Source organism: Aeribacillus sp. SP014 (assembly GCF_054055575.1).
Map to the genome: position 1 here is coordinate 3,181,665 of NZ_JBSRXI010000001.1, position 25,753 is coordinate 3,207,417.

Sequence of the window (25,753 nt, forward strand, 5' to 3'; positions counted from 1 at the left end):
GCTTGAACAATAAACAGGTTCCCATTTCTTTCATAGCATTGAATCACGGCACAATAACGCAACAACGGTGTCAGTCTTGTCAGATGCATTTTTTAATCTTATTTTTAGCAATGTAATCAGCCTTGATTGGTAATATCCCCCAAAACCAATCGGTTTACTTATTTCATAGAAACTTCCGTTCAGAGTTAAGACAGCAACACTACCGCTTAACTGAGATTTTTTACTTACATCCACGGTATTTTGGTTAATACCTTTCCAATAGATGGTATTAATAGATTGTGTTTGACCATCCACTTTAAAAAACTGCAGCTGATAACACTCAACAAAATATGTTTTTTCACCTTTATGACTGATGTATCTTTTTTAGGAATAAGCCATTGCCGCCAGCTCTGATAATTTCTTTCCTGTTCCTCCTCTGTACACCGTCATAATTTCAGCCAAAATACTAAAGGCAATTTCTTCCGGTGTTTTCGCTCCAATATCAAGACCAATAGGACTATGAATTTGCTGAATAGAAGGATGAGCCTTTAGAGTTTGGCTGCTTTCAATTAATTGGGCAGTTCTTTTTTTCGGACCTAAAAGGCCAATGTAAGCCGCATTTGAATGAATGATGGATTCTAATATTTCTTGATCGTGCAAATAATTGTGTGTCATTATAATGACATATGTGTTTTCATTAAACGAAACGTCAGGAACAGACCCTTTAGGATAAACTTGGATAAAATCAGCATCAGGAAAATTATTTTCATTGCAATAAGTAGGACGATGGTCAAGAACAGTCACAATCCATTTCAAGCTTTTCGCCATTTTGACAAGCGGAATGGCATCAGGACCTGCGCCAAAAATCTTTAAGTGTGGTGGTGGACTTAATGATTCATAATATACGTACAATTCTTTTTCACCACCTAAATAAACCATTTCATTTTTTAAATTGTTTTTTCGATGTTGATAATCATGAGCAATTTCAGAAACGGTAATAAGTGAGTCGTCATTACTTTGCAAAGGGTCTAGGATCCACATTTTTCCTTGAAGATTTTCATCTTTCGCATTCACGATCGTGACAGCGTGTAATTGTTTTTGGAGGGATTGAGAAAAATATTGATCAATCACTTCTGTCCTTTCAGGCTGCTTTTTTGGCAGATATGGTTGTAAAAATATGTTCATTTTCCCATTACAGCCGACACCAAGTCCCCAAACAATATCCTCTTCTCCGTAAAAATCATAGTGGAGAACTGCCGGCTTACCCGTTTCGAGCACTTTTACAGCATGTTCTACAATATCTGCTTCGACGCAGCCTCCGCTTAAAAGACCTGTTAGCTTTCGATCTTCTGATACGAAGCATTTTGCCCCTGTCTTTTGGTAGGTAGATCCTTTTGTAGAAATAATGGTTCCAATAACACCTGATAACCCTTCCTTTTTGCAGCGTTCCAATTCCTTTTTAATCGTAATCACGACTTCACCTCCTATTCTTTAAAATGAAACTGCTCCCGATACTCTCTTGGCGTCTTCCCAACCAATTTTTTAAAAGCGGTTGCAAAATAGCTTGCATTTGAAAAACCGGTATTGTTAGCGATAATTTCAATCGGAAGACTCGAAACTCTAAGCAGCGTTTTAGCTTTTTGAACTCTAACAAACGATAAATATTCCACAAATGTCATACCAACTTCTTCTTTAAACAATCGGCTGAAATAAGATGGACTTAAATATACTTGATTTGCCACTTCTTTTAGAGTAAGAGCATAACCATAATTCATTTGAATAAACTGAATGGCACTTTCGATCGGATTTTTTAAGTCAGAGGAAAAATGACTTTTACCATTGATGGTTTGATTAATTTCTTTATTTAATCCTTTGGGCAAAATCCGCTCAAATGTATCAAGCAGTTCATTTTTGGAAAGCGGTTTCAACAAATAAGCTGAAAAACCTGAGTTGATCGCTTCCTGGACAAACTCGAACATTTTTAACTGAGTCACAACAATCACAGGCAAATCTGGATACAGCTCTAACGCTGATCTCCCTAATTTGATACCGTCTATATCTGGCAAGGAGATATCCACAATGAGTATAGTCGGTCGATTTTGCTTTAAAAGGATCATACCTCGTTGAGATGTACTTGCTTCATAAATGGAAAGAAAGCTGAATTTACTATCTTCAATAATTGACTTTACATCCTTCCGAGCAGATTTATCATTATCAACAATTAATACATCAGCCAATTGCTCCCCTCCTTGTTTCTATATATTAGATAAAAATATATTTTAATGGTTTAAAAATTTTACTATTTCAATTTTAATTTTTTCTCTTTCGAATTTTCTAAAAAAATAAAAAAACAATCAGCATTTCATCACCAAACGCCGATTGTTTATCCTCCTATATATGACATCTCAATTTTATTTTTGTTCAACATACCTTTGTTTTCTGTACGTTCAACAGAATATTGATCTTTACGATTTTGCCAAACACGTTCAATAGCCATTTTGATTTCTTCTGGACTTTTTCCTGAACGAATGAAATCCCGTAAATCAAATCCTTCGTGGGCATATAAACAAGTGTACAGCTTTCCGTCTGATGAAATACGCGCCCTCGTACAGCTTGAACAAAATGGTTCTGATACTGATGTAATAAATCCGATTTCTGAACCTGTGTCTTGATGACGATATCTCTTGGCTACCTCTCCAAAGTAGTTTTCATCAATTGGTTCAATGGAATAAACAGAACTAATCATCTTTACAATATCTTTTTTTATCAAGACATCTTTCATATTCCAGCCGTTTGTATTGCCTACATCCATAAATTCAATAAATCTTAATGGAATCCCCTTGTTTTTAAAATATTCCGTCATCGGCAAAATTTGGTGATCATTTACTCCTTTTTGTACAACCATATTTACTTTAACCGAAAATCCGACTGATACAGCATAATCAATATTTGCCAAGACCGTCTTTGCTGATACATCTCGGCCATTTAAACGTCGAAACGTATCGTCATCAATCGCATCAAGGCTGATGTTCAATCGGCGAAGACCTGCTTCATACAATTTTGAGCCATACTTTTTTAAATACACGCCGTTTGTTGTCAAACCAATATCATGAATTCCTTCAATTTTTGAAAGCATGGCAATTAGTTTATATACATCCTTTCGAAGAAGCGGTTCGCCTCCCGTCAGCTTAATTTTCTTCACGCCAAGCTCAACAAAAATTTTCGTGAGCTCGACAATTTCTTCAAACGTCAACAAGTGATCCTTCGGAAGGAATTGATAATCGTCTCCGAATATCTCTTTCGGCATACAATACGTGCACCGGAAATTACATCGGTCGGTTACAGAAATACGCAAATCGCGCAAAGGGCGGTGCCTCTGATCCAAGACTTGGTCTTTTTTCATTTTTTATCACATTCCTTTATAAGGATTTTCAAAAATGATCGATATTATAAATGTTATCCTATCAAATTATTAAAACGATTTCAAAAATATTGCATAAATGGCAAAAGGACACTCCTGTTTTTCGTTTTTCTTTCCTATCATTTTGTATAACAAAGAGGACTCCTTACAGATTATTTAGATAAAACGAAAAAATAACTACTGTTACACTTTGTCGTCAATCAGAAACAAAAACCGCCCGGTAATCCGGTTGGTCGTTTCGCATAATTTATAATTCTCAACATTTGTGCTTCTATTAAAAGCACTTCCTTTTATCAATTTAGATTCTAAGACCAGAAAGAGCTTATCAATGATTAAAAACTACAGCAAGTAAAAAAACTTGCATATTGAGGCTTGACATATTTTTATAACAACATTACAATAGAAATTGTCAAAAAAACGCATTAGAAATTCATCTGTTTTGTTAATATGATTCCGTAGCTCAGCAGGGAGAGCGCCACCTTGACAGGGTGGAGGTCGCTGGTTCGAGCCCAGTCGGAATCATCATTAAAAACCTTAGTAGACGTGGTTCTTGTGAAATACAAGAATCGCGTTTTCTTTTTCTCTTTTTTTGCCGACTTTTTAACGGCGAAACATTAAAATATCAGGTTTATTCAACAGACTATTTAACTTGTAATTTTTTTTAAATGTAAATTTTGTTTACGCCTTTTATATCGTTCAAATTTTCCATTTTCTCGCGGCCATATTGTATTTTTTAATAATTTTAGTTATATTCACCTTTTTTGACTGTGCAATATGTTTTTACGCTAAATAAAGTTAGGTACAGCGAGCTAATTGGCGACAACAATAATTAGCAACACAAAGTTTTATTTAATCTTCTTATCAATTGTTTTTAACAAATTACGTTTCTCCTTGTTTTAAAATATGCAAACTAGTTTTTTTACTTAAACTTTTTGATTCCTCCATTCACCAAAAGTTACGTTTGAAAAATTAAATTTTGGGAAAAATTAAATTTTGGAATGACCAGATTTCAACAAAATTAAAAATGTACAGACCTTTGTCTGTTTAGGCCGATCCAAGCCTTTTGGGTCGGCTTCTTTTTTCGGCATGAAAAAATCGGATGAGACTTTAGTTCAATTAGACTAGAAAATTTAATTTTCTGTAAAAAAAAATAAAATTTTCTAAATTAAATCTTGTAAATTTTTCCTACCACGCTGTATAATCAATTTGATCTATTCAGTACTCGGAGTGATTTTGATGAAATTACGTAAGCTATTGTTTTCGATAGTGTTTGCATTTTCTTTTCTGTTGATCCCGTTTCACGAAACAACAAGCGCTCAGGCAAAAAATATGTATGTTCATTTTATTAATGTCGGACAAGGAGACGCAATTTACATAAAAGCTCCAAATGGAGAAGATATTCTCATTGATGGCGGAAATAACAGTTATGGAGATGACGTTGTTAATTATTTGAAAAAGCAAAAAGTGGATGATATCGAAATAATGATTGCAACTCATCCGGACGCAGATCATATTGGCGGTCTGGACACTGTGCTATCTGCTTTTCGAGTAGAGCAGGTGTATGCGCCAAAAGTCAGCCATACGACGGAAAGCTACAAAGATTTTTTAAATGCTGTTAAGCGTGAAGGCAAAAAAATAAAGACCGCTCAAGCAAATGTTGCTTTGCCGATCAAAGGAGTTACCGCAAAATTCGTTGGGCCTGTCAAAGCATATCCAAAAAGCGACTTAAATAACTGGAGTGCTGTTTTAAAGCTTACTTACGGTAAAAAATCATTTCTTTTCACTGGCGATGCGGAACTTAAAGCAGAATCGGATATGATTAAAGCTAAACAAAATTTGCGAGCTGACGTCCTAAAAGTAGGACACCATGGTGCCAAAACATCTACAAGCACAGCGCTGTTAAACTCAGTAAAACCGACATATGCCGTCATTTCCGTCGGCAAGAACTCATACGGCCATCCTACTCAAGATGTGATCAATCGGCTGAAAGCATACAAAATAAACACTTTTAGAACGGATAAACAAGGCCATATTGTTGCAACAACGAACGGCTCCAATCTTTCCTTTAATGTAAAAGTGGCATCGTCCGGCACAGCAAGCAAACCAACTAGCTACAAATTAACAGCAAGTGTCGATAACAAAACTCCAAAGCAAAACTCTACAATAATACTGAATGTAAAAGGGCTGCCAAACGGAACAAAATATAAAGCTGTTTTTAAATACAAAAGCAAAAACACCACTTATACCGGTACTATTGGTAAGCCATTGTCGGTAAAAATCGGCCGTGCTGCAAAAGGTTATACTGTTAAAATCGATGTATCAGCCACTTATAAAAACAAAACTTATAAAGCACAAACATCTTTCACTCCTAGATAAGGTGGGACATTATGAAATTTATTATTGATCGATTTGAAAATGACATCGCAGTCTGCGAAGATGAAAACGGCAAAATAATCGAAATTTTAAAAAGCCAGTTGCCTAAAAATGCAGAAACGGGAGATGTAATTATTCAGAAAAATAACCGTTATTATGTCGATAAACAAGAAACAAGCAAACGAAGACAAGAAATTGAAGAGTTAATGGACGAATTGTTTGAAGATTAATCGTTTTTTCAATTAAGATTCCAAGCAAATATGATTGAAGTGGAAGTGTCAAAGATGCTTCCACTTCATTATTTTTTGCCGTTTTAGAATCGCGCCTATAGAGCTGATCATTCATTTTTTCCTCTATGCTTGGTTTTTATAGATTTAAATTTTCGTTTTCTATCGGATTTCATTTTGCCGTCTAGGTTGAAATGCCGCTCCATTTCCCACCTATTCGTGACATAAAGCGGTTTTTCTTAAACAACATTTTGAATTTTGCAGCATAAAAATAAATCGGCCTTCTGCAAATTAATGGATTGATTCCAACACATCCTTTCTGTCTCTCCGACATTTTATCCTGATTTTGTTCGTTCCAATGTGAATTGCTCTCCGCGTTTATTCTGCGTCTCAATGATTCCGCCTGTAATCATGTTCTAATCAATGGATCGATTCTTCCATGACAACCTGTCTTCTTTAAATGCTCTCACCCTTCACTTTTTGATCAGCTTTGTATTTCCATATATATTGAAACGCATATAATGCGATGAAAATGATGAGACCTGAAATGTCTGAAAAACGTTCTGGATAAATCAGCAACAGCCCGGCCACGACTGCGGCAATTCGTTCAATCAAATGCATTTTTCTCATCCAATATCCGATCATCCCGGCTCCAATTGCGATCATTCCGCAAAACGCCGTAAAGACTACCCATAAAATTCCAAGCCATGTCGTATCAATCATTAACATTTGCGGAGACAAAACGAAAATATACGGAATGATAAAGGCGGCGATTGCCAATTTTGAAGAGTGAATTCCCGTTCGGATCGGTTCTCCTCCTGATACACCGGCTGCGGCAAAGGCTGCGAGGGCAACTGGCGGTGTAATGTCGGCAATAATCCCGAAGTAAAACACGAATAAATGTGCAGACAAATCAGGTACCCCCAACAAAATAATCGCTGGTGCAGCAATCGTTGAGGTAATAACATAGTTCGCTGTAGTCGGCGAACCCATTCCAAGAATCAACGAAGCTATCATCGTCAGCATTAATGTCGGAATGAGATTGCCCCCGGCGATATCAAGCAGCCCGTTGGCAAGCTTCAAACCAAGCCCGGTTTTCGTCACAACGCCGACAATAATTCCAGCAGCGGCTGTTGCTGCCGCAACCCCTAACGCTGTACGGGCGCCGTCGACGAGCGCTAATACAATATCCTTAAATGTCATCCGATTCTCACGATTTAAAAATCCAGCGACAATCGAAATACATATCGAATAAATGGCAGCATGTGTAACGGTCACTCCTGACATTAGCAAAATAATAATAACAACGATCGGGGCTAACAAATGCAGTTTTTTCAAAATTTCTTTCCGATTCGGCATTTCTTCTTTTGACAAGCCTCTTAAACCGATTCGCTTTGCTTCAAAATGAGTCATGATCCAAATCCCTGCAAAATATAGAATAGCCGGAATAGCTGCCGCTTTGGCAATGTCCCAATACGTAATGCCGTTCCCGATAAATTCAACCATTAAAAACGCAGCTGCTCCCATAACCGGCGGCATTAACTGACCGCCTGTAGATGAAGAAGCCTCCACCGCTCCTGCAAAATCTTTGTTATAACCAAGCTTTTTCATCATCGGGATGGTAAACGCGCCGGATGTGACGACATTGGCAACTGAGCTTCCGCTGATCGTTCCTTGAAGGGCACTGGAAAAAATAGCTACTTTTGCAGGACCGCCAATTCTGCGCCCTGCAACGGCAACGGCCAAATCATTAAAATATTGACCAATCCCAGTTCTAATTAAAAAGGAGCCGAAAAGGAGAAACAAAAAGATAAAGGTTGATGACACGCCTAGCGGAGTTCCTAAAATCCCTTCGGTTGTAAAGAACATAGTTTGAACAATTCGTTCAGAACTAAGACCGCTATGCTGGAGAAAGTTAGGCATGCTAGGACCAAAATAGGCATACGCCAAGAAAAGCAGCGCGATGATCGTAATCGGCAGCCCAACCGCCCTCCTTGTTGCCTCTAAAACTAGTAAAATAGCTAAAATTCCGATATAAAAATCCGTTTCTGTCAATATTCCGACGCGCATTACAATGTCATCAATGAACAGCGGCCAATATGCTCCAACGCCAATACTTAAAAGCGCAAGGATGATATCATACCAAGCCACTTGAAATTTATATTCTTTCCTCTTTTTTCGATTAGCCGGAAACAAAAGAAAAATCAAAGCAAGCGCAAAACCGAGATGGACAGAGCGCTGGATTTGCGCTGTAAAAACACCGAAAATCGATGTATACAACTGAAACAGCGAAAATGCCAATAATCCGGCAAATGCGATGCCTCCCAACACGCCTTTTAGCTTCCTCGTTCCTGCTTCAGGATCATATTTTTCAAGCAGCATTTGCTGCTCTTCTTCTGACAGTACGTCAAATTTCTCTTTACTCACGAATATTCACTCCTTTCACCTGCTGCCAAATACTGATTTTTGCCGGTTTTATTCTTACCCATGAGCCGGGTCCAAAAAAATCCGCCAATTTGTAGCTGTTACCTTGATAAACGATTCGGTGATCGGCCTGTACTTGTCCAATTCTCAAATCAATATAGGAAAATTCTCGCTCCATGTTTTTTATAAAAAATTTTCCATCCTTTTCTAAAAATTTCCCCTCCCCTTCCACATTAGAAGGCATTCCAACAGCAAAATTTTCATACTCAAGTTCTGTCTGAATGATTTTGTTATTGCGTAATGTATATGTCTCCTTCACATCCGTAAGATGGATGGAATGAGTGTACTGAATTTGAAACAAGTCATCATCACGGACAGGCAGATAACCTAATAAGTCATTCTGATCTTCATGATAAAAAGCGATGGCATTTACAATAGGAAGGAAAAATAAAAAAACGTTGATTGTCATAAAAAGGGGAAGACAGATGAACAAAGCTTTCATCCTAGCTCTCATGAAAATCCCCGCCTAAAATGGAGTTACATAAATGAAATCGATAGACCGTTTAAAACGGCCTATCTTTGATACGTTATGGCTGGATTCCTTTTTCTGAAAAATACGTTTCAGCCCCTGGATGAAGCGGCAAATTGCCTATTCCATCAAGGGCTGCCTCCGCTTTGATTAATTTGCCTTTTGCGTGAGTAATTTTATTTGTATTTTCAAAAATCGCTTTTGTAATATTGTATACGGCATCTTCATCCAATTCGCCGCGGACGACCAGCATCGCTTTTACAGCGACTGTTTTTACGTCCTCAGGAATTTTATATGTCCCCTTTGGTACTGTATCTTCAGCATAGTAAGGATATTTTTCGATCAATTGTTTGATTTTGTCATCCGCAATCGGAATTACTCTAATTTCTTTTTGTGCTGAGAGCGATTCAACTGCAGCCGTCGGTGTCCCCGCAGTAATGAATGCAGCGTCTATGCTTCCGGATTGAATGCCGTCCGTTGATTCGTCAAAAGATAAGCTTTGCGCTTTAATATCATCAAAGCTTAATCCATGAATTTCTAAAATTTGCTGTGCGTTTGCATTCACTCCAGACCCAGGGGCACCAACGGAAACCGACTTGCCTTTCAAATCTTCAACAGAAAGGATGCCGCTATCTTTTGTTGTAATAATTTGCACCGTCTCCGGATATAAAGTCCCAATTGCTTTAACATTGTCGACTTTATTGTCTTTGAACATCAATTCACCGTTTAATGCATAAGCAGCAATATCAGTTTGCGAGAACGCAATATCAGCTTCACCATTTTTTAGCGCTTGCATATTTTCTGCTGATGCTCCTGAAGATTGTGCATTTGCATTAAAGTCCGTTTCTTCCGAAATAATTTGCGCCATCGATCCGCCGAGCGGGTAATAAGTTCCTCCTGTGCCTCCGGTTAAAATGCTTAACGTCTTGCTTCCTGCCTTTTCCCCGCTTTGATTGGAGCCATCACTTTTGCTGCTTCCTCCTTCGCTGTTATTTCCACACGCAGAAATGATCATTATGAAAAGAAGAGCTGTTAAGAATATAAGTCCGCTTCGCCATTTGATCATTGATACTCCCCCTTTTTAAATTCGTTTGACTTTGGGTGCATTACTATCATATTAAAGAACAAATGAAAAAATGTGGGATAATATGTCAGCTAGATTATCAACATAAAAAAAAGACAGGAATTGTCGGTATTCGACATCTCCCTGTCTTCTATTAAGGTAAGAAAAAATTTATTGATAGGCCAAAACAGTAGAAAGACCAGACTCCAAATCATTTTTTAAGTCTTCAAAATTTTCTAGCCCTACGCTTAATCGAAGAAGACCATCGGTTATCCCTCTTTTGATCCGTTCTTCTTTCGGCATCGCGGCATGGGACATTTTAGCTGGATACGACAAGATCGATTCAACTGCACCAAGGCTGACTGCGAAAACAGGCAGCTGAACATGATCAGCAAGAATCTTGACCGCTTTTTCATCTTCTAGTTCAAACGATAAAACCGCTCCACCGTTGACACTTTGCCGCAAATGAATATCTGACCCTGGGTGATCGTGAAGACCTGGATAGTACACTTTTTTAATGGCAGGGTGCTTTTTCAAAAATTCTGCTAATTGAGAAGCTGTTTTGACGGATTGATCCAGCCGCACATGAAGTGTTTTTAACCCTCTTAATACAAGCCAGCAATCATGCGGGCCGAGAACAGCGCCGAAGGCATTTTGAAGTTTGTAAAGCTCTTCGCCAAGCTTTTCATCTTTCACAACTGCCAATCCTGCCAAACAGTCGCTATGACCTGCCAAAAATTTTGTTGCACTATGTAAAACAATATCGGCCCCTAAATCGAGAGGCCTTTGCAAAGCCGGAGTCATAAATGTATTATCAACAAATGTTAAACAGCCGTTTTCTTTTGCAAGCTGCACAATTGCTCGAATGTCCGTCACTTTTAACAGCGGATTCGAGGGCGTTTCAATGTAAATCACTTTTGTGTTCGGACGTATATTTGCTTTTACGGCATCAAGGTCCGTCATATCGACAAACGTATATTCAATGCCAAAGCGCGATAAAACATCGGCAACGATCCGGTATGTTCCGCCGTACACATCTTCTGTGACCAAAACATGATCACCGGAAGAAAGTAAAAGAAAAGCTGTTGATATAGCGGCCATCCCAGAAGCAAACGCAAAGCCTCTCACTCCGCCTTCCAGTTCGGCAATCGCCTCTTCCAACGCTTTTCGTGTTGGATTTCCTGAACGGCTGTAGTCAAATTCAGGAGATTCATCCAATGTTTGCTGATGAAACGTTGACGCTTGCTGAATCGCCACGCTGACAGCACCAGTTGTCGGGTCAACCTTATGTTTATTATGAATCAATTTTGTTTGAAAGCTCCATTGGTCATGCATTTAGTAAATCCCCTTTCGCAGCTGCTTGCAATGCCTGCTTGAGATCTTCCTTCAAATCCTCCACGCTTTCAATCCCTACAGAAAAACGGAGAAGCCGGTTACATACACCGTTTTGAATTCGGATTTCTTCCGGAATGTCCGCATGTGTTTGGGTAGCTGGATACGTTATAAAGCTTTCTACCCCTCCAAGGCTTTCCGCAAAACAGATTAATTTCAGATTCTGCAAAAACGGGTTGACCCATTCTTCTTTTTTCACACGGAAGGAAAGCATTCCGCCTCTGCCAGGATATAATACATCATCAATTTCAGGAAGCTCTTTTAAATATGCCGCCAGCTCCCTTGCATTTTCCTGATGTTTGGCCATTCTCAATGATAAAGTTTTCATTCCTCTAAGCAGCAGCCACGAATCAAAAGGAGATAATACCGCACCAATTGCATTTTGATGCATGGCTAATTTTTCGCAAATTTCTTTCCCTTTTGCACAGACCAGGCCGGCAAGGACATCGTTGTGACCGCCTAAATATTTCGTTGCGCTGTGAATCACGATATGCGCTCCTTCTTCAATCGGACGCTGCAAAACAGGTGTGTAGAACGTATTGTCAACGATCAGCAGCAAATTGTGCTTCCGGGCCAATTCCGCCAACGAGGAAATCGATGTTTCCTGCATAAGCGGATTAGTGGGCGTTTCTAGAAAAATCGCTTTAGTATTTTCGTTTATTAATGATTCCGTATATTCGCGAGACGTAAAATCGTCATAGTGGAAGGAAAGACCGTATTTGCGCCACTCTTCTTCAAACAAGCGGTATGTCCCGCCATATAAATCTTTTGAAACGATCAGTTCATCTCCACTTTTAAATAAAGCCATAATCGTCTGAATCGCTGCCATTCCGGAAGAAAATGCAAATCCTTGATCGGCTCCCTCCAATTTGGCTATGGCGTCCTCGACAAGCTCTCTCGTTGGATTTTTTGTCCGAGTGTAATCATAACCTGTTGATTCACCTATTCCTTTATGCCGGTAGGCTGTGGACAAATAAATGGGGGCGCTTACTGTTCCTGTAAGAGCTTCACTTCGATTTCCTAATTGGGCCAAAACTGTTTCAATATTCATCTTTGACTTTCCTCCTTTTTTAGTTAGTAAAAATGTGCTGCTTTCATTGCCTGTAGAGGAGGCTTTAAAAATAAAACGCCCTCTTCATAAGAAGAAGGCGTTTATTGTTTGGCTCCTTCTTATCTTCCAAGCATATCTTACGGCAAAATGCTTGCTGGATTTAGCACCTTGGTACAAAGGTTATCATGCCGCCGTCCTTGTACCGGTTGCTGAGACTTCTTCGGGCCAGTTCCCTCCGCCTCTCTCGATAAGAATTCCGATATGAACTTTTGATAGGTATAACTTTACCTCAGTTTTAAAAAAAATTCAAGACGTTTCCTGCCAACAATTCCGATAACTTTGATTTATTTTCAGTAAAACTAAAGAAGAATAAGAACTTTCTTTAAATAATCCGTCGATTCTTGAAATGTTTTTTTGCGAAAGCCAAAAGGGAAATTTTTTTGTATGGATCACCTTTGATCCTCCATCATTTCAATGAAGTGGTTTTATTTTCCCCTGAGGCTTCCCAAATTTTAATAGATTTTAAAATATAAATATTCAATTCGGAAGCTGTCGTATTTGGAGAAAAATTGTGAACGAGGTGATCTTCTTTAGAGGAATTGGAAAATTTTAAGAGTATTTAATAAACAGTGAATGAAACGATTGAATTGGCAAACTAATCATTTGATAAATTTTTCGCCAACTTCTGTCAAACGAACCCGTACTCCATAAAGCAGCTGAACAGAAAACGAAGATGCGATATTTGTTTTGCAGGTGAAGCTGGGAAGCAAAAAAGATGAACATAAACGTGCCGTTGGAAAATTTGCTGAACATTCTTTACTGATGCGCCTTCTCTTTTTTATCAATATTATGGAAAGGAAAGACTGTTTATGATGCTGTATATAATCGACAGCATACGAACCAATAATTTTCATGACGAGCAAATGATGGGGCAAATCAAAATTATGTGAGAAAACGCTTTCTAAAAACTGGAACATCATCAAAACAATGTGTACGGAATTTATTATGATTATGAAAGCGACTACAGAGGAGATTATTTATTAAGCATTGCAATTGAAGAAAATAATGGGGAAGCTTTTAATTGAAATCCCGAGGAACATGAAAATAAAGTTTTTCAAGTAGATAAAACGGACGAACAAGGCATTTTTAAAACTTGGAGTAAGATTTGGAAGCAAGAAGAAACTGGTTTAAGTAGAGCGTGCTTACACATATGATTTTGAAAAATACGGCCCAAATGGAGAAATTGAAATTCATATAGGCGCTGTCTAATAAGTCGATTTTCCGGCTTATAGACGCCCCTTTAATGTTTTAGAAATGTTGATATATCAATGTTTATAATCTTTCGTTTTCAATGGATTTTGACTTTCTGGACAGCTCCAAACAATGTGAAAAAACGGGAGCTTATTCGAGCGATTTGAATAAAAAGCTCTCACAACAACAGAATCCCAATATACAGGCATAGTCATAAACAACTTTTGGGATAAGCCCTGTTTTAACAACTGCTTCATCTTGAATTTACATCAACAAAATAACCCCCCTATCCAGAAGCCGCATAATATCAAAAAGCTTCTGTATAGGGGGGTTTATTACTTAATTCAAAAAGCTTGTATCTACAAGACCTTTAAGATCCGGTTTTTCTTTTAAAAATTTCAAGTCATAAGAAGAGTTAGAAAAGTCTTGAAGAACTTTTTCATCCACTTCGGTTGTATAGCGGACACGTTCCCAAGCGCTGTCGATAATTTCTGGGTCAAGCTCTTGATTTGTTATTTCTTTAATCGATTGAATGGCAATATCGCGTGCTTCCTCTTTGTTTTTATTGATGAAGTCGACTGCTTTTTTGTGGGCTTTGACAATATTTTGAACTAAATCTTTATTTTCTTTAATAAATTTGTTGCTCGTCACTAAAACAGTGTTCGGAAGCGTTGTGCCATAGGCGATATCTTTCGTATCGACAATCACTTTCGCCCCGTCTTTTATTAATAATGAAGCCCAAGGCTCAGGCACAGCGGCTAAATCCACTTTTCCCGATTCAAAGAAAGCTTGATATTGTGCCGGGTTTCCAGTTGTATGCTTTAATGTGCCGCCGATTCTTGATGAAGCAATGTCGTAATCTTGCAAGTACGTTTCAAATTGGACATCGTGAGTGCAGCCGACACCAGGAGTAATGAATGTTTTATTATGAATATCATCTAAGCTTTCGATTCCGCTTTTTTTGCTTGCTACGACGACAGTACCCCCAGATGACGCACCGGCAATAATTTTCACGTCTGCACCATTAGAATAGTTATTCATGACAGGAGCTGGACCGACAAGCCCGGCGTCAATTTCGCCGGTTTTCAACGCTGTCATAAAAGCACCGCCATCCGGAAAAGTTTTATATTCAATCTCTACCTGATCCCCTAGCGCTTCTTCATAGTAGCCCTTTTCCTTCGCAATCATCGCCGGAACATGGTCAATATTTGGGAAATAGCCGATGACTACTTTATTTTTTCCGCTTTTCTCTTTTCCTGATGCCTCATTCCCTCCGCCGGCTCCGCAGGCAGATAAAATCCCAATTAACAACAAGGTGATAAATGATAGCAGCAAACCTTTTCTCTTCATAATCTCAACTTCCTCCTTTATTGTTCAAGCAATCCCCATTTTTTCATCACTTTCTTTTCAATTCTGCTGAAAAAAACTAAATCTACTAAAATTCCAATTAAGGCAATGATAAATATAATGCCCATCACTAACGCCATATCGCCAAAATCTGATGCGAATTTTAACGTATAGCCTAAACCCGGGCCGGTGCTTAACAGCTCGCTACCCATCAGGCCTCTCCACCCAAACGCCCAAGCAAGCCTTGCACCAGTTACTGCATGCGGGATGGCTGCTGGAAAAATCACGTGTGTAAACAGAGAAAATCCGCTGTAATCCATTGTCCTTGCCGCATTTGTATATATTGGAGGAACGCTTTTAATCCCTGTCCGCATATTCAATGTCATCACAAGCGTTCCACCGAGCACGACAATAAAAATGATCGCTTTTTCATTTAAACCGAACCAGATGATGGCTAGAGGCAGCCAAACGATGCTCGGCACGCTTTGCAACGGCAAAATTAAAGAGCCAATGGTATCATCAATTACTTTCGATTTTGCAAAAACGACGCCTAACACTGTTCCAAGAATAAGAGCAATCACAAGCCCGATTGCCAGCCGCTGAAAACTTGCCAGCAAATCATAGACAAGAGTTAGATCAGCAAAACCGTTCCACAATGCCTGAAAAATATCGCTCGGAGCCGGAAAGACGACAGCCTTAATATTTAACAGCTTGACGATTGCTTCCCATATACCCAGTGCGGCTGCATAAAAAATGATTCGTTTAACGACCTGCTGCATAACTTTCTTCCTCTTTCACTACTTTATCAATTTCTGACTTCAACAGCTTTTGAATGCGCTCTTCATATTCAGCAAGCTGCTTTCTAAATTCATCACGTGGTCTCGGAAAAGACACTTCTATTTCATCAATAATTCTCCCAGGCCTTGTACCCATGACGATAATACGGTCCGATAATTTTAATGCCTCTTGGATGCTGTGCGTAACAAAAAGAATTGTTTTTTTCGTATCGATCCAAATTTTTTCCAACACTTCGTGCAGCCGTGATCTCGTCTGCTCATCCAACGCTCCGAACGGCTCATCCATTAAGAGCACCTCAGGATCCATCGCCAAAGCTCTTGCGATCGATACGCGCTGCTGCATGCCGCCGGAAAGCTCGTGCGGAGAATGCTTGGCATATTGGCTTAATTGAACCATGGCCAAATATTCGTGCGCCTTTTTTTTCGCTTCTTCCTTCGGCATTTTTTTCTTCAGCGGAAACATGACATTTTCCTCAACTGTCAGCCATGGAAAAAGGGCTGCCTGTTGAAACACTACTCCCCGGTCGCTTCCAGGTCCCTTTATTTCCTTCCCGTTTACCAGCACTTTTCCCGATGTGGGGGCTGTTAACCCGGCAACGATCGATAATAACGTCGACTTTCCGCAGCCGGAAGGACCAAGAATAGAAACAAACTCTCCTTTCTGCACAGTCAAATCAATTTGGTCAAGAACCGTTTGGGAGACTCCATGATGTTGAAATGTTTTTGAAATTTGCGCAATTTTGACAGACAAATTGATTCCCCCAGTATATGATCATTCTTACCTATCTTATCGGATTAGTCGTTATCATTATAATATAAGCATTTTTTATTTTGTCAACCTTTTTATTTGTTGGAGACTTTTCAAAAGAGTGATAAAATAATGAGAAGTCCAGCCTAACTGGTAATTAGTCAATTTTGGAGGAATTGGTATGGCCCAAAAAGTCGCACCTATAAAAGAAGAAATGTTTTTTAGTGAAGAGCTGGGGGAAGAAGTTTCTTTGCTCATGTATTTGCCGACTTCCTTTTCTCCATTATCTCATCATCATCTTCTCATTGCCCAAGATGGCGAAGACTATTTTAAACTGGGAAGGATCGCGCGTTTTGTTGAGGAGTTAACGGAGGAGCAAACGATTGAAGATTTGATTGTCGTTGGCATTCCTTATAAAGACATTCAAGATCGAAGAAGAAAATATCATCCCGATGGAAGCCAGTTCAACAGTTATATCCGTTTTTTAGCTCATGAATTAATTCCATTTTTAGAAGAACGTTTTCCGCTTTTGCCAATAGGAAGAGGCCGCGCGCTTATCGGCGATTCTCTGGCTGCAACCGTTTCGCTTATGGCAGCGCTTCATTATCCGCATACATTTGGAAAAGTGATCATGCAATCACCATATGTGAATGAAAAGGTGTTAGAAGCGATCGATGCTTTTTCACAGCCCTCTTTACTATCTATTTATCATCAAATCGGGAAACAGGAAACGGCTGTAAAAACGACTGATGGGAAAATAAAAGATTTTTATACAATCAATCAAAAACTTCATGAACAAATGGTACATAAAGGATTCGAATGCATTTATGAAGAATTTGACGGCGATCACCGCTGGACATATTGGCAGCCGCTGCTAAAAGACATATTAAAAAAAATGTTTGCTATATCATGAAAATTGATTCTTTAAGTTGTTATAATAAAGAATACGAGTAAATATCAAGGAGGCAAAAAAAATGAAGTACGGAATTGTGTTATTTCCTTCAAAAAAGCTGCAAGACATTGCCAACTCATATAGGAAACGTTACGATCCGAATTATGCGCTTGTCCCTCCTCATTTAACATTGAAGGCACCGTTTGAAGCTGACGAAAAAGAAATTGGTGACACTGTGAAAGAACTTAGGAAAATTGCGAAACAGGTTAAGCCTTTTAAACTCTCCGTCTACAAATTCAGTTCATTTGCTCCTGTCAATAACGTTATTTATTTAAAAGTTGAACCAAATCCAGAATTAACAAAATTGCATGAGCTTCTCCATCAAGGAAAATTTAAAGAGGAGCCGGAGTACGCTTTCGTCCCTCACATTACAATCGGACAAAATTTATCGGATGATGAACATTCTGACGTTCTCGGCCGCTTAAAAATGTTAAAAATTCAACACGTGGAAACGATCGACCGATTCCACATTTTATATCAATTAGAAAACGGCTCATGGACTGTTTATGAAACATTCCTGCTTGGGGAAGGACGAGACTGATGAAGGCAGTCAAAGCTATTAATGAAAAACAACGAAATGATGCTTTATATGTAAGAAAAAAAGTATTCGTAGAAGAGCAGAACGTTCCGATAGAAATAGAGACCGACGAATATGAAGCCTTTGCCGAGCATGTCGTGCTTTATGACGATCATCAGCCTGTTGGAGCTGGCAGATTTCGTGTCATTGGCAACATCGGAAAGCTCGAGAGGATCTGTGTTCTGCCACAATACCGCGGAAAAGGAGCGGGAAATATCATTTTGGAAACACTTGAAAAACTCGCGGCCGAAAAAGGATTAAAGAAAATAAAATTGAACGCCCAAGTACAAGTAGAAAATTTTTATAAAAAGCATGGATATCAAACCGTTTCCGATATTTTTATGGATGCGGGCATTCCCCATGTCACGATGGAAAAAACGTTACATCCACATTCATAAATAAAGACAACCAAACGAGGCCGCGGATTGCGGTCTTTCATTTGGAATGGTCAGAAAGCGTGTTAAAGAGGTTAAAAATCTCTCTGTATTACATTCAGATCAATTCGAATGTTTCTCCATTTTCTCCACCGCACGACTTCCCATAGTTTTTTAAAAGAATGTACATGAATTTCGGCAGTTGGGACAACCTAACCATTACCGATCTTAGCAAAGGTGATGGAAATGGAATTTGTAGCAATTGCCACTGAACTGGTCTTCGGTTTCTTTGCCCTTTTTCTATTGACAAAAATACTAGGTAAAACACAAATTACGCAAATCACGACGTTCGATTTTATCTCTGCGCTCGTTTTAGGTGAGCTAGTTGGCAATGCTGTATATGATGTAAAAATGGGCGTTGAAAAAATATTATTTACGGTCGTGATATGGGGAATGCTAATCTATTTATTGGAATTCATCACACAAAAATGGAGAAGAACCCGCGGAATACTGGAAGGAGCTCCGTCAATGGTCATCCACAAAGGAAAAATTATTCGTGATCAGCTGAAAAAAAACAAGCTTGATATGAACCAGCTTCAACATTTACTAAGAGCAAAAGGAGCTTTTTCGATTCGCGAAGTGGAATACGCAGTTCTTGAAACGGACGGCACGATCAGCGTATTGAAAAAATCGGAATTCGATAAGCCGACCCGAAACGATTTAAATATTTTATCTTCGCCAGCTACCATCCCCTACACGATTATTGTTGACGGAGAAGTGGTTAGTGAAAATTTAAAAGAAGCAGGTTTTGATGAAAAATGGCTTCAGCAGCAGCTTCTCGCTTACAGTGTGGAAGACGCGAAAAGATGTTTTTTACGCGGAATGGGATCAAAACAACGGATTATTTGTCCAAAAATATTAGCTTGTTTCTAAACATATTCATGAAATCTTTTTTTGCTATATTTGCGCTTATTTGCGAATAAATCTTGCTTTAGCTGGAAATGCCAATATTCTTCATTCATCATAACATTGTTTCGCTGTTTGACTTTCGCATAATCTTCCTTTGGCTGAACAGCTCTGTTGGCATATTCATAAAAGGCAGGAGTCTGAACGGAAAAAATATATCCCATGTTTCTCTCTCCTTTCTTGATTTGCAAAAAATTATTTTCTAAATCGATCTATCATTCATTTTTACCCGTTTTTCTAAAAATTGAAACATCATGTAAAAAACATCAGCGGGAGCACACCCGCTGACGCGCTATTTTTTCTTATTGTCCAACATATTGGCGATGGTGTTAAAATCCATATTTTCTTTTCCGTTTACAATCGCATTGACAATTTTATTTTCTAATTCTCTTGGAACGCGGCCGATTCGCCAATTGCGCAACCCGCTTGATCACTTTTCTGACAGTTGCTTCATCATTAAAATTGGAATTTTGCAAAGAATTGGCCAGTTCGAGTACATCTTTCATATTGACGCCGGTTTTTTTCTCAATATTTTTAAAAATATGATCCATTCTGAAATTCGTCCCCTCCTAAGTTGTCGAAATGACCTGTATAACAGGCCTTAATATTTTATGAAAATGAAATGAAAACGTGATGAAGAAAAAGTACAGTCCGCCTTGTAAAAGGCGGACATCCATCCGTGACCAGCACTCACCATTAGTATTGTAAAAGACTTACAGATTAGTATTTAAAACAGGAACAACCAACAATAATCAACAAGATGAATAAAACGACGATTAGCACAAAGCTGTTATTATGAAAACCGCCGCTATAAGGATAGCTGTATCCACCATATCCGCAACCAAAGCTCATTTTTCTGCACCTCCTCCTTTATTCATCACTATACTGTATGAAGCAATTCCTCATTTGGAGTGGACACACAAGATGGGCAAGTGCGGATTTTTTAGGTGGGGTTTCAACCTGTTTTGATTCCCTTTTCATTTTCCTATCAAATTTGTTTTTCAATCTTTTCGATCTCTTTTTCAAATTTTGCCGCCGTTTTTTCAAGGTCTAAAAGCTCCCTGTCTTTTTTCATCATCCAGCTTGAACATTTTTGCTGCACTTTGTCATGTTCTTTGTACATACCTTCGATCCATTTGACGAATTCCTTTTCGAGCTTGTTCATATTTCCCTTTTTAAAACCCTTTTTTCCCACAGCCGCAGCCACCGGAAGTCGTTGAATTGTAAATTTTTATTCCGAATGGATGTATTTTCTTTTTCATCATCTTCTTTTTGATCGCATTTTCTTTCGTCGATGAACTGGAAAAAACTTTTATGTTTTCTTTCAATAGGTTTCTCCCCTTTCCCTCAAAATAAGAACCTTATTCATCGTATGAAGAATAAGGTTGATCTGTGTTCTTTCTAATCGTTTTTGACCACATCGTCCATCATCCAAAAATGAAATTCCTTTTGGTTGTTCTGTTCGTTTTTTTCCTTCACAAAATCTTCCTTCCGTTCCTGAGGTTCAACTGTTCCTTGAATGGCTTGCGTTTCCTTTAAAATTCGGAAAAACCAATCTTCCTGTTTTTGTTCGTCCTCCTTTTTTTCATTTTCATCCAGATGATGATTTTTTTCAGCTAATTTTCTTTTTAACACTTCGATTTTTTCTAAAAGCTTTTTTCGTTCCTCCCACTTTAAATTTCGATCATTGCTCTGGCGGTGCTTTTCGATCGTTTCTTTTAGCTTTTCGTTTTCTTTGATTGCTTTTTCAAGCTCCCGCTCTTTTTCCTGCAATAATATTTCCAATTCTATCGATTCTTTTGCCTTTTCTTTATAAAACGCAAGCTCCGCTCTCATCCGTTGCAAAAATTCTTTATTGATTTGCGCCATCTATCTCACCTCTCACTGTAAATGTATGAGCTCAAATAAAAAATGTTGACAGAAGCCTACTAAAAAGATACAAATGGCTTTTTAAATGAATTTTTAAAACGGGGCAAAACCATTCTTTTAATGGAAAGAGAATTTTTTAAAAAATTAAATTTTCCGCTCCTGTCACTGCACATTTAACCAGTTTGCTCATAATATACAGTAGTCCGACACCTAAGAAGGTTTTGGAAATCAGAATGATTAGGAGGTAACAGCATGAGCCATTTGGGACATGATACAGAGAGATTATGTATTCGCGTTCCGAAAGTTTATGACTGGGTGAACCGTCAAATTGATCTTCCTCAGTTAAGCTTTAGAAAATTATCATCCATCGGTTTTAATTTCGATGGAATAGCAGGGACATCGGAAGATCCGTTTTCACTGTTTGAAGATGGGCTTTTAAATGTCAATTGCTACTTATCAGACAGCTTGGGAAATCCTGTTGATCCAAATTCACCAAATTCTATAACGGTGACAGAAATCGTTCAGCCGCAAGGTCGTCAATCGGTAGTCGTTCATTTACCAAAAGGAGGAAAAATTACCCTTCAAAAAGTAAAAGTTCTGATCAGAGGGTATATTGTCGTTGCGATCTCCGATTTGCAAGGTACTGTCACTAGTGTGTCAGATGCTATTCCATTTGCAACGGTTCAAACTTTCTTCCTATGCGCGCCGCCCGGCACAACATTAAACAGCCACGTTTCCTATTTTGAAACTGACGCTAACTTGATTTGGGATAATAAATCATTCAGCCAATTAGACATTTCTATCACGATCTGTCTAGATGTGCAAATGGAAGCCCAAGTGAAGCTTGAGGTAGAAGGAAAATTTTGCAGACCTCGTCGGGAACTTCCTTCATCTCTTACATGCGCAAACCCGCAAATTCCGCCGCAATGTCCGGAAATTTTTCCAAACGACGACTACGCCTTGGAGGAATAAATTAATTGCAAAAGGGGACGCTCTCCCCTTTTTATTTTTCCTCTCATTTTTCCGGGAAAAGTGTTAAATGAAGGAAACATACATATGTATAGTAAAACTGCTCTTTCAAAGCTGGCGGTAGCGGCGCTTTGTGAGTTTCCATCCTTTTATAGCAAATTGGGCTGTTTTGAAACGCTTATCAGCCAAATTCCGTACATCACGCTTATTAATGATCTGAGGTTTTATCATTTATACTATTTTCCTATTAAATCGTTAAATAAAAATTCTTCTGTTTGGAGGAAATGGCAACAAACTGTTTTCCACTTATATTTTTTTATTTGTCCGAGGAGGAGATTCAATGAACAAAATAAAACGGAACAAACAGGATTATTTACAGCTTCAGCAGCAGCTTATCCACTATAAATCCGAAATTTCGAAATACAAAAATGAATTGGCAAGCATGCAAAATAAGCTGCTGCAGGAACAGGAAAAAACGGAATATTACAAAGCAGTCATCCGAACCAGCGAGCAATATCGCATCGCAAAAGAACAATTTGAACATGAAATCCTTTCCGTTCAATCCCAATTAAAAGAAGCTGAGAAACATGTTGAAAAGATCAGCAATCAGCTTTCCATTGTTGAAGAGGAGCGAAACGACCTATTAAAACTGCTGAAAGCAGCTGTCACTGGTTTATTAAAGGAAAAGCAAGCCGCTGACAAAAAGATTCAAGACCTTTTGTTTGAAATAAAGGAAAAAGAACGATTGATCACCGAATCGAAAAAAGAGCAGCTTCGGATCGATTTATTAACTGCTGAACGAAATGAACTTTTAGATGTCTCTCAATTTTTATTCCAATCACTTTACGAAAAAAATGTCCAACGACAAGAGAATGAATCTGTCCAAAATGAAAAAAACGCCTCCATAAACGATCCGATTCGCGCTCAATTTTCGTATTCGATTGTTCTTCCTCGTGAAAGCGATGATCCGGTAACGATTCTTGGCAATGCCTTGATGGAAAACATCACAGAACAACCTTTGCATTATCCTGTATTATGCATTCACATTCATCCCCATCAGCACGTTCAATTCAGCGGAAAAATCATTACAACCAAAAATCAAAACGAAAATGATTTCAACTATAATACTCATTCTTCCTTGGAATGGGAGTATTTGCACCCGGAATGGCGAAAGCAAATTCAAGAAAAAGGGGAATACTGGCTGAAACCTAGTGAAAAATTATCGATCGAACCAAATGAAAAAATCTCTTTTGAAGGCTTTCACATTACTTTCCCATTCGATGTCTTCGATGAAGCGCTGGTGATTGAAGGGTTTGTATATTGCCAGGAGAAGAAAGAAGGCATTCCGTTTGAAAACAAAATTATTATCAATTAACAGACGGTCAAGTTTATGAAAGTTCTTTATATTCCTTCCGGTTATAAAAGAACTTTCATTTTTTGACCGTTTCTTTTTTCACGACTTTAACAATCTGTCCTTTACACACAATCATTCGAAATTGGCTGCTTACCTTTCAGCGATAGGCGGCAAAATTCGTTACAGGGTGCTAGTCAGAATAAGAACTTTGCCGCCAGAAAAACTTTTTGACGCCGAAACTTCTCGTAAAGAAATGCAGCCGCCATGTCAATCTCATAAATCAATGAAATTGAGATGAACGGATCGAATTCGTAAAAAATTCAGGTTTTCTTACACTTTTCCGTTTTTTTGAATCGTCTATTGCTAAAGCTTCGACTTAGGGGACATGCTCCACAGTGATGTTTGAAATCAGCAAGAAATTATTAAAGCTTCCGGCTGTAAATGTTTATTTATTGCGTTCATAAATGGGGTCAAATTGCTCCTTTTCGTTCCTGACAAAACGGCAACTTTCATCCCCTTTCCCTTTCTTAACACCCAATTCCGAGAGTGAGCCGATTCCGCTTGAGGGGCATTTTAAGCTGTAAAGGTTCATAGGTTCTATATCGTCCTGTCGTTTCTGACCAAAATGAACCCCTTTTATTTCCTTACACCCAATTCCCAGAGTGAGCCTATTCCGCTTGAAGATCATTTTAAGCTATAAAGGTTCATAGGTTCTATATCGTCCTGTTCGTTTCTGACCAAAATGAACCCCTTTTATTTCCTTACACCCAATTCCGAGAGTGAGCCGATTCCGCTTGAAGATCATTTTAAGCTATAAAGGTTCATAGGTTCTATATCGTCCTGTTCGTTTCTGACCAAAATGAATCCCTTTTATTTCCTTACACCCAATTCCGAGAGTGGGCCGATTCCGCTTGAAGATCATTTTAAGCTGTAAATTGTTCATGGTTCAATATTCGTTCCTGACGAAATGAACGCTTTTCATGTCTTTAACAAACCATTCCCTTAGTTTATTCAATTCGTGCTTGAGGGACATTGTAAATGGCGACAATCAATCAAGTAAATGTTCAATAATTCCTGCCAAACCTGAGATCGCTAAAATAACTGTAATCGGATAGAAAATGACGTTTATATATTCATTTCCAAAAAATAAAATGGCGGCACACCATATTCCTGTGCACCAATAGCAGCTTAAAAGCTCACCGATCCACAATCGAAGCCCTTTTCCTTTCGGTTTGAAAAAAGAAACGGTTTCTCCTGTCTCCGCTTTTTCCTCCACAATTGTTATAAATGGAGCGCGCAAAAAAGAAGCGATTTTATCAAACACTATAATTCTCGTTAATCGAAAAGTTGCCAATGCAATGAGAGCAAATGAAAACCAATGCCATTCCATCGGAATCAATACTCCTTTCGTTCCCCAACATAGTGATAAGACTTGTATCGTTCAAATAAAAAACCCGGCATAACCGAGTTCTCCATTTTAATTCCCTAACACTTTTATGTCTAAAATACTTTTCGATTTTATTTTCAAAGGTTCATTTTGATCAAATGTACGGATTTGAACGACATCGTTTTCCTTTGACAAAATAATTCCTTTGTATGTTTTCTCTACTGTTTTAATTTCACATACGTTTTTATACACATGCTCCGGAAGACTTGAAAAGAAATCAATCTTTTCATGAACCGTCATATTTGCCAATTCTCTTCTTCTTTTATAAATCTCTTCTTTCGTCCATGTACTCTTTTCCGCTTGCTTAGAATTATTTGCAATTTTTTTTAATAGCGTCGACTGCATGGTCACTTCAGGCTTTTTTATATTCGGCTGGACAATATACATCAAAGGTTCTAATTTTTCTTTTTTAATCAAGTTTGATCGCCACCCTCAAATATGATTTCTCTCATTATTTTATGACACGATAGAATGAAATCATGACGGAAATCTAACTTTTTCTTATGACAAAAGAGCATTTGAAAATCGCTGCACATTGAGACAAAAAGTCGTAACAGAACATCAACAATAAATCCAAGCTTCACGGCTTGAAATAGTGGCACCTTGAAGCTGACAGCAAAATTTCATTTTATCCTGCCATAAA

Annotated in this window: 26 protein-coding genes, 1 tRNA gene, 2 pseudogenes and 1 riboswitch; of the genes and pseudogenes, 9 read left to right on the plus strand and 20 right to left on the minus strand. The window is 38.4% G+C overall.

Annotation, left to right across the window (positions count from 1 at the left end; genetic code table 11):
• Positions 1-30 precede the first annotated feature (30 nt).
• The 4 genes from ACVIJU_RS15580 to moaA form a co-directional block, all read right to left on the minus strand.
• Positions 31-294 (minus strand): hypothetical protein, encoded by a 264-nt coding sequence (locus tag ACVIJU_RS15580; RefSeq protein ID WP_456687746.1) that lies wholly within the window; start codon positions 292-294, stop codon positions 31-33.
• A gap of 69 nt (positions 295-363) precedes the next feature.
• Entirely contained in the window at positions 364-1,452 is a 1,089-nt protein-coding gene (locus ACVIJU_RS15585; RefSeq protein WP_456687747.1) for an XdhC family protein, read from the minus strand.
• An 11-nt stretch (positions 1,453-1,463) separates the two neighbouring features.
• Positions 1,464-2,216, minus strand: coding sequence for a response regulator transcription factor (locus ACVIJU_RS15590; protein ID WP_456687748.1), 753 nt, complete (start codon positions 2,214-2,216; stop codon positions 1,464-1,466).
• 146 nt (positions 2,217-2,362) lie between these two features.
• Positions 2,363-3,382 (minus strand): GTP 3',8-cyclase MoaA, encoded by a 1,020-nt coding sequence (moaA, locus tag ACVIJU_RS15595; protein WP_063387532.1) that lies wholly within the window; start codon positions 3,380-3,382, stop codon positions 2,363-2,365.
• Positions 3,383-3,849: 467 nt separating this feature from the next.
• On the opposite strand from moaA, the gene ACVIJU_RS15600 reads away from it, so the two are divergent.
• The 3 genes and pseudogenes from ACVIJU_RS15600 (at position 3,850) to ACVIJU_RS15610 (ending at position 6,003) form a co-directional block, all read left to right on the plus strand.
• Positions 3,850-3,922: transfer RNA gene (locus ACVIJU_RS15600), tRNA-Val, on the plus strand.
• A 714-nt stretch (positions 3,923-4,636) separates the two neighbouring features.
• A pseudogene (locus ACVIJU_RS15605) lies at positions 4,637-5,464 on the plus strand (ComEC/Rec2 family competence protein); the annotation flags it as partial.
• A gap of 323 nt (positions 5,465-5,787) precedes the next feature.
• Positions 5,788-6,003, plus strand: coding sequence for a DUF3006 domain-containing protein (locus ACVIJU_RS15610; protein ID WP_094245372.1), 216 nt, complete (start codon positions 5,788-5,790; stop codon positions 6,001-6,003).
• 453 nt (positions 6,004-6,456) lie between these two features.
• On the opposite strand, the gene ACVIJU_RS15615 is transcribed toward ACVIJU_RS15610, so the two are convergent.
• The 8 genes from ACVIJU_RS15615 to ACVIJU_RS15650 all read right to left on the minus strand — a co-directional run bounded on the left by ACVIJU_RS15615 (position 6,457) and on the right by ACVIJU_RS15650 (position 16,605).
• Entirely contained in the window at positions 6,457-8,382 is a 1,926-nt protein-coding gene (locus ACVIJU_RS15615) for a TRAP transporter permease (protein ID WP_066248422.1), read from the minus strand.
• Between the two features lie 37 nt (positions 8,383-8,419).
• On the minus strand, positions 8,420-8,938 hold the full coding sequence (locus ACVIJU_RS15620; protein WP_311067053.1) for a DUF1850 domain-containing protein: 519 nt from the start codon (positions 8,936-8,938) through the stop codon (positions 8,420-8,422).
• Positions 8,939-9,011: 73 nt separating this feature from the next.
• On the minus strand, positions 9,012-10,019 hold the full coding sequence (locus tag ACVIJU_RS15625; RefSeq protein WP_144596586.1) for a TAXI family TRAP transporter solute-binding subunit: 1,008 nt from the start codon (positions 10,017-10,019) through the stop codon (positions 9,012-9,014).
• Positions 10,020-10,187: 168 nt separating this feature from the next.
• Positions 10,188-11,351 carry a cystathionine beta-lyase gene (gene metC, locus ACVIJU_RS15630; RefSeq protein ID WP_063387528.1) on the minus strand — a complete coding sequence of 388 codons (1,164 nt, stop codon included), beginning with the start codon at positions 11,349-11,351 and terminating at the stop codon, positions 10,188-10,190.
• A complete protein-coding gene (locus ACVIJU_RS15635) occupies positions 11,344-12,459 on the minus strand; it encodes a methionine biosynthesis PLP-dependent protein (protein ID WP_066248281.1) in 1,116 nt (371 codons plus the stop codon). Before ACVIJU_RS15635 ends, metC begins: the two co-directional genes overlap by 8 nt.
• A 116-nt stretch (positions 12,460-12,575) precedes the next feature.
• Positions 12,576-12,713: riboswitch (SAM riboswitch) on the minus strand.
• 1,336 nt (positions 12,714-14,049) lie between these two features.
• On the minus strand, positions 14,050-15,060 hold the full coding sequence (locus ACVIJU_RS15640) for an aliphatic sulfonate ABC transporter substrate-binding protein (RefSeq protein WP_063387525.1): 1,011 nt from the start codon (positions 15,058-15,060) through the stop codon (positions 14,050-14,052).
• 17 nt (positions 15,061-15,077) lie between these two features.
• The gene (locus ACVIJU_RS15645; RefSeq protein ID WP_094245366.1) at positions 15,078-15,836 is read right to left on the minus strand and encodes an ABC transporter permease; all 759 of its coding nucleotides are present in this window, start codon (positions 15,834-15,836) and stop codon (positions 15,078-15,080) included.
• Complete coding sequence (locus ACVIJU_RS15650) at positions 15,820-16,605, minus strand: ABC transporter ATP-binding protein (protein ID WP_456687749.1); 786 nt, start codon at positions 16,603-16,605, stop codon at positions 15,820-15,822. The genes ACVIJU_RS15645 and ACVIJU_RS15650 overlap by 17 nt, the downstream gene beginning before the upstream one ends.
• Positions 16,606-16,783: 178 nt before the next feature.
• On the opposite strand from ACVIJU_RS15650, the gene ACVIJU_RS15655 reads away from it, so the two are divergent.
• From ACVIJU_RS15655 to ACVIJU_RS15670, 4 genes are all read left to right on the plus strand, one after another.
• Complete coding sequence (locus tag ACVIJU_RS15655) at positions 16,784-17,515, plus strand: alpha/beta hydrolase (RefSeq protein ID WP_456687750.1); 732 nt, start codon at positions 16,784-16,786, stop codon at positions 17,513-17,515.
• A gap of 61 nt (positions 17,516-17,576) precedes the next feature.
• A complete protein-coding gene (locus ACVIJU_RS15660; RefSeq protein WP_063387521.1) occupies positions 17,577-18,095 on the plus strand; it encodes a YjcG family protein in 519 nt (172 codons plus the stop codon).
• Positions 18,095-18,529 (plus strand): GNAT family N-acetyltransferase, encoded by a 435-nt coding sequence (locus ACVIJU_RS15665; RefSeq protein ID WP_063387520.1) that lies wholly within the window; start codon positions 18,095-18,097, stop codon positions 18,527-18,529. The genes ACVIJU_RS15660 and ACVIJU_RS15665 overlap by 1 nt, the downstream gene beginning before the upstream one ends.
• 222 nt (positions 18,530-18,751) lie before the next feature.
• Positions 18,752-19,438 carry a DUF421 domain-containing protein gene (locus ACVIJU_RS15670; RefSeq protein WP_456687751.1) on the plus strand — a complete coding sequence of 229 codons (687 nt, stop codon included), beginning with the start codon at positions 18,752-18,754 and terminating at the stop codon, positions 19,436-19,438.
• On the opposite strand, the gene ACVIJU_RS15675 is transcribed toward ACVIJU_RS15670, so the two are convergent.
• The 6 genes and pseudogenes from ACVIJU_RS15675 to ACVIJU_RS15700 all read right to left on the minus strand — a co-directional run bounded on the left by ACVIJU_RS15675 (position 19,435) and on the right by ACVIJU_RS15700 (position 21,340).
• Positions 19,435-19,635, minus strand: a complete 201-nt coding sequence (locus ACVIJU_RS15675; protein ID WP_063387518.1) for a hypothetical protein — start codon at positions 19,633-19,635, stop codon at positions 19,435-19,437. The genes ACVIJU_RS15670 and ACVIJU_RS15675 overlap by 4 nt on opposite strands.
• 128 nt (positions 19,636-19,763) lie before the next feature.
• A pseudogene (locus ACVIJU_RS15680) lies at positions 19,764-20,022 on the minus strand (stage VI sporulation protein F).
• Between the two features lie 169 nt (positions 20,023-20,191).
• On the minus strand, positions 20,192-20,323 hold the full coding sequence (locus ACVIJU_RS15685; RefSeq protein ID WP_063387516.1) for a YjcZ family sporulation protein: 132 nt from the start codon (positions 20,321-20,323) through the stop codon (positions 20,192-20,194).
• 136 nt (positions 20,324-20,459) lie between these two features.
• Positions 20,460-20,666, minus strand: coding sequence for a hypothetical protein (locus ACVIJU_RS15690; RefSeq protein ID WP_063387515.1), 207 nt, complete (start codon positions 20,664-20,666; stop codon positions 20,460-20,462).
• Positions 20,647-20,799, minus strand: coding sequence for a hypothetical protein (locus ACVIJU_RS15695; protein ID WP_161939805.1), 153 nt, complete (start codon positions 20,797-20,799; stop codon positions 20,647-20,649). The genes ACVIJU_RS15690 and ACVIJU_RS15695 overlap by 20 nt, the downstream gene beginning before the upstream one ends.
• A 73-nt stretch (positions 20,800-20,872) precedes the next feature.
• Positions 20,873-21,340 (minus strand): hypothetical protein, encoded by a 468-nt coding sequence (locus tag ACVIJU_RS15700; protein WP_456687752.1) that lies wholly within the window; start codon positions 21,338-21,340, stop codon positions 20,873-20,875.
• 252 nt (positions 21,341-21,592) lie between these two features.
• On the opposite strand from ACVIJU_RS15700, the gene ACVIJU_RS15705 reads away from it, so the two are divergent.
• Positions 21,593-22,312, plus strand: a complete 720-nt coding sequence (locus ACVIJU_RS15705; RefSeq protein ID WP_063387513.1) for a BMQ_0737 family morphogenetic spore coat protein — start codon at positions 21,593-21,595, stop codon at positions 22,310-22,312.
• 337 nt (positions 22,313-22,649) lie between these two features.
• A complete protein-coding gene (locus tag ACVIJU_RS15710; protein WP_446651229.1) occupies positions 22,650-23,684 on the plus strand; it encodes a hypothetical protein in 1,035 nt (344 codons plus the stop codon).
• A gap of 1,027 nt (positions 23,685-24,711) precedes the next feature.
• Here the strand turns inward: ACVIJU_RS15710 and ACVIJU_RS15715 are convergent.
• Together ACVIJU_RS15715 and ACVIJU_RS15720 are read right to left on the minus strand one after the other, a co-directional pair.
• On the minus strand, positions 24,712-25,053 hold the full coding sequence (locus tag ACVIJU_RS15715; RefSeq protein WP_117017059.1) for a DUF1360 domain-containing protein: 342 nt from the start codon (positions 25,051-25,053) through the stop codon (positions 24,712-24,714).
• Positions 25,054-25,140: 87 nt separating this feature from the next.
• Entirely contained in the window at positions 25,141-25,527 is a 387-nt protein-coding gene (locus ACVIJU_RS15720) for a CotO family spore coat protein (protein WP_456687753.1), read from the minus strand.
• Between the last annotated feature and the right edge of the window lie 226 nt (positions 25,528-25,753).

Coding starts and splice junctions, on each gene's coding strand:
- ACVIJU_RS15685 (WP_063387516.1), bottom strand. CDS start 20,323: ATGAGCTTTGGTTGCGGATATGGTGGATACAGCTATCCTTATAGCGGC.
- ACVIJU_RS15640 (WP_063387525.1), bottom strand. CDS start 15,060: ATGAAGAGAAAAGGTTTGCTGCTATCATTTATCACCTTGTTGTTAATT.
- ACVIJU_RS15620 (WP_311067053.1), bottom strand. CDS start 8,938: ATGAGAGCTAGGATGAAAGCTTTGTTCATCTGTCTTCCCCTTTTTATG.
- ACVIJU_RS15710 (WP_446651229.1), top strand. CDS start 22,650: ATGAACAAAATAAAACGGAACAAACAGGATTATTTACAGCTTCAGCAG.
- ACVIJU_RS15665 (WP_063387520.1), top strand. CDS start 18,095: ATGAAGGCAGTCAAAGCTATTAATGAAAAACAACGAAATGATGCTTTA.
- metC (WP_063387528.1), bottom strand. CDS start 11,351: ATGCATGACCAATGGAGCTTTCAAACAAAATTGATTCATAATAAACAT.
- ACVIJU_RS15700 (WP_456687752.1), bottom strand. CDS start 21,340: ATGGCGCAAATCAATAAAGAATTTTTGCAACGGATGAGAGCGGAGCTT.
- ACVIJU_RS15655 (WP_456687750.1), top strand. CDS start 16,784: ATGGCCCAAAAAGTCGCACCTATAAAAGAAGAAATGTTTTTTAGTGAA.
- ACVIJU_RS15615 (WP_066248422.1), bottom strand. CDS start 8,382: ATGCTGCTTGAAAAATATGATCCTGAAGCAGGAACGAGGAAGCTAAAA.
- ACVIJU_RS15670 (WP_456687751.1), top strand. CDS start 18,752: ATGGAATTTGTAGCAATTGCCACTGAACTGGTCTTCGGTTTCTTTGCC.
- ACVIJU_RS15675 (WP_063387518.1), bottom strand. CDS start 19,635: ATGGGATATATTTTTTCCGTTCAGACTCCTGCCTTTTATGAATATGCC.
- ACVIJU_RS15645 (WP_094245366.1), bottom strand. CDS start 15,836: ATGCAGCAGGTCGTTAAACGAATCATTTTTTATGCAGCCGCACTGGGT.
- ACVIJU_RS15705 (WP_063387513.1), top strand. CDS start 21,593: ATGAGCCATTTGGGACATGATACAGAGAGATTATGTATTCGCGTTCCG.
- ACVIJU_RS15660 (WP_063387521.1), top strand. CDS start 17,577: ATGAAGTACGGAATTGTGTTATTTCCTTCAAAAAAGCTGCAAGACATT.
- ACVIJU_RS15715 (WP_117017059.1), bottom strand. CDS start 25,053: ATGGAATGGCATTGGTTTTCATTTGCTCTCATTGCATTGGCAACTTTT.
- ACVIJU_RS15625 (WP_144596586.1), bottom strand. CDS start 10,019: ATGATCAAATGGCGAAGCGGACTTATATTCTTAACAGCTCTTCTTTTC.
- moaA (WP_063387532.1), bottom strand. CDS start 3,382: ATGAAAAAAGACCAAGTCTTGGATCAGAGGCACCGCCCTTTGCGCGAT.
- ACVIJU_RS15635 (WP_066248281.1), bottom strand. CDS start 12,459: ATGAATATTGAAACAGTTTTGGCCCAATTAGGAAATCGAAGTGAAGCT.
- ACVIJU_RS15610 (WP_094245372.1), top strand. CDS start 5,788: ATGAAATTTATTATTGATCGATTTGAAAATGACATCGCAGTCTGCGAA.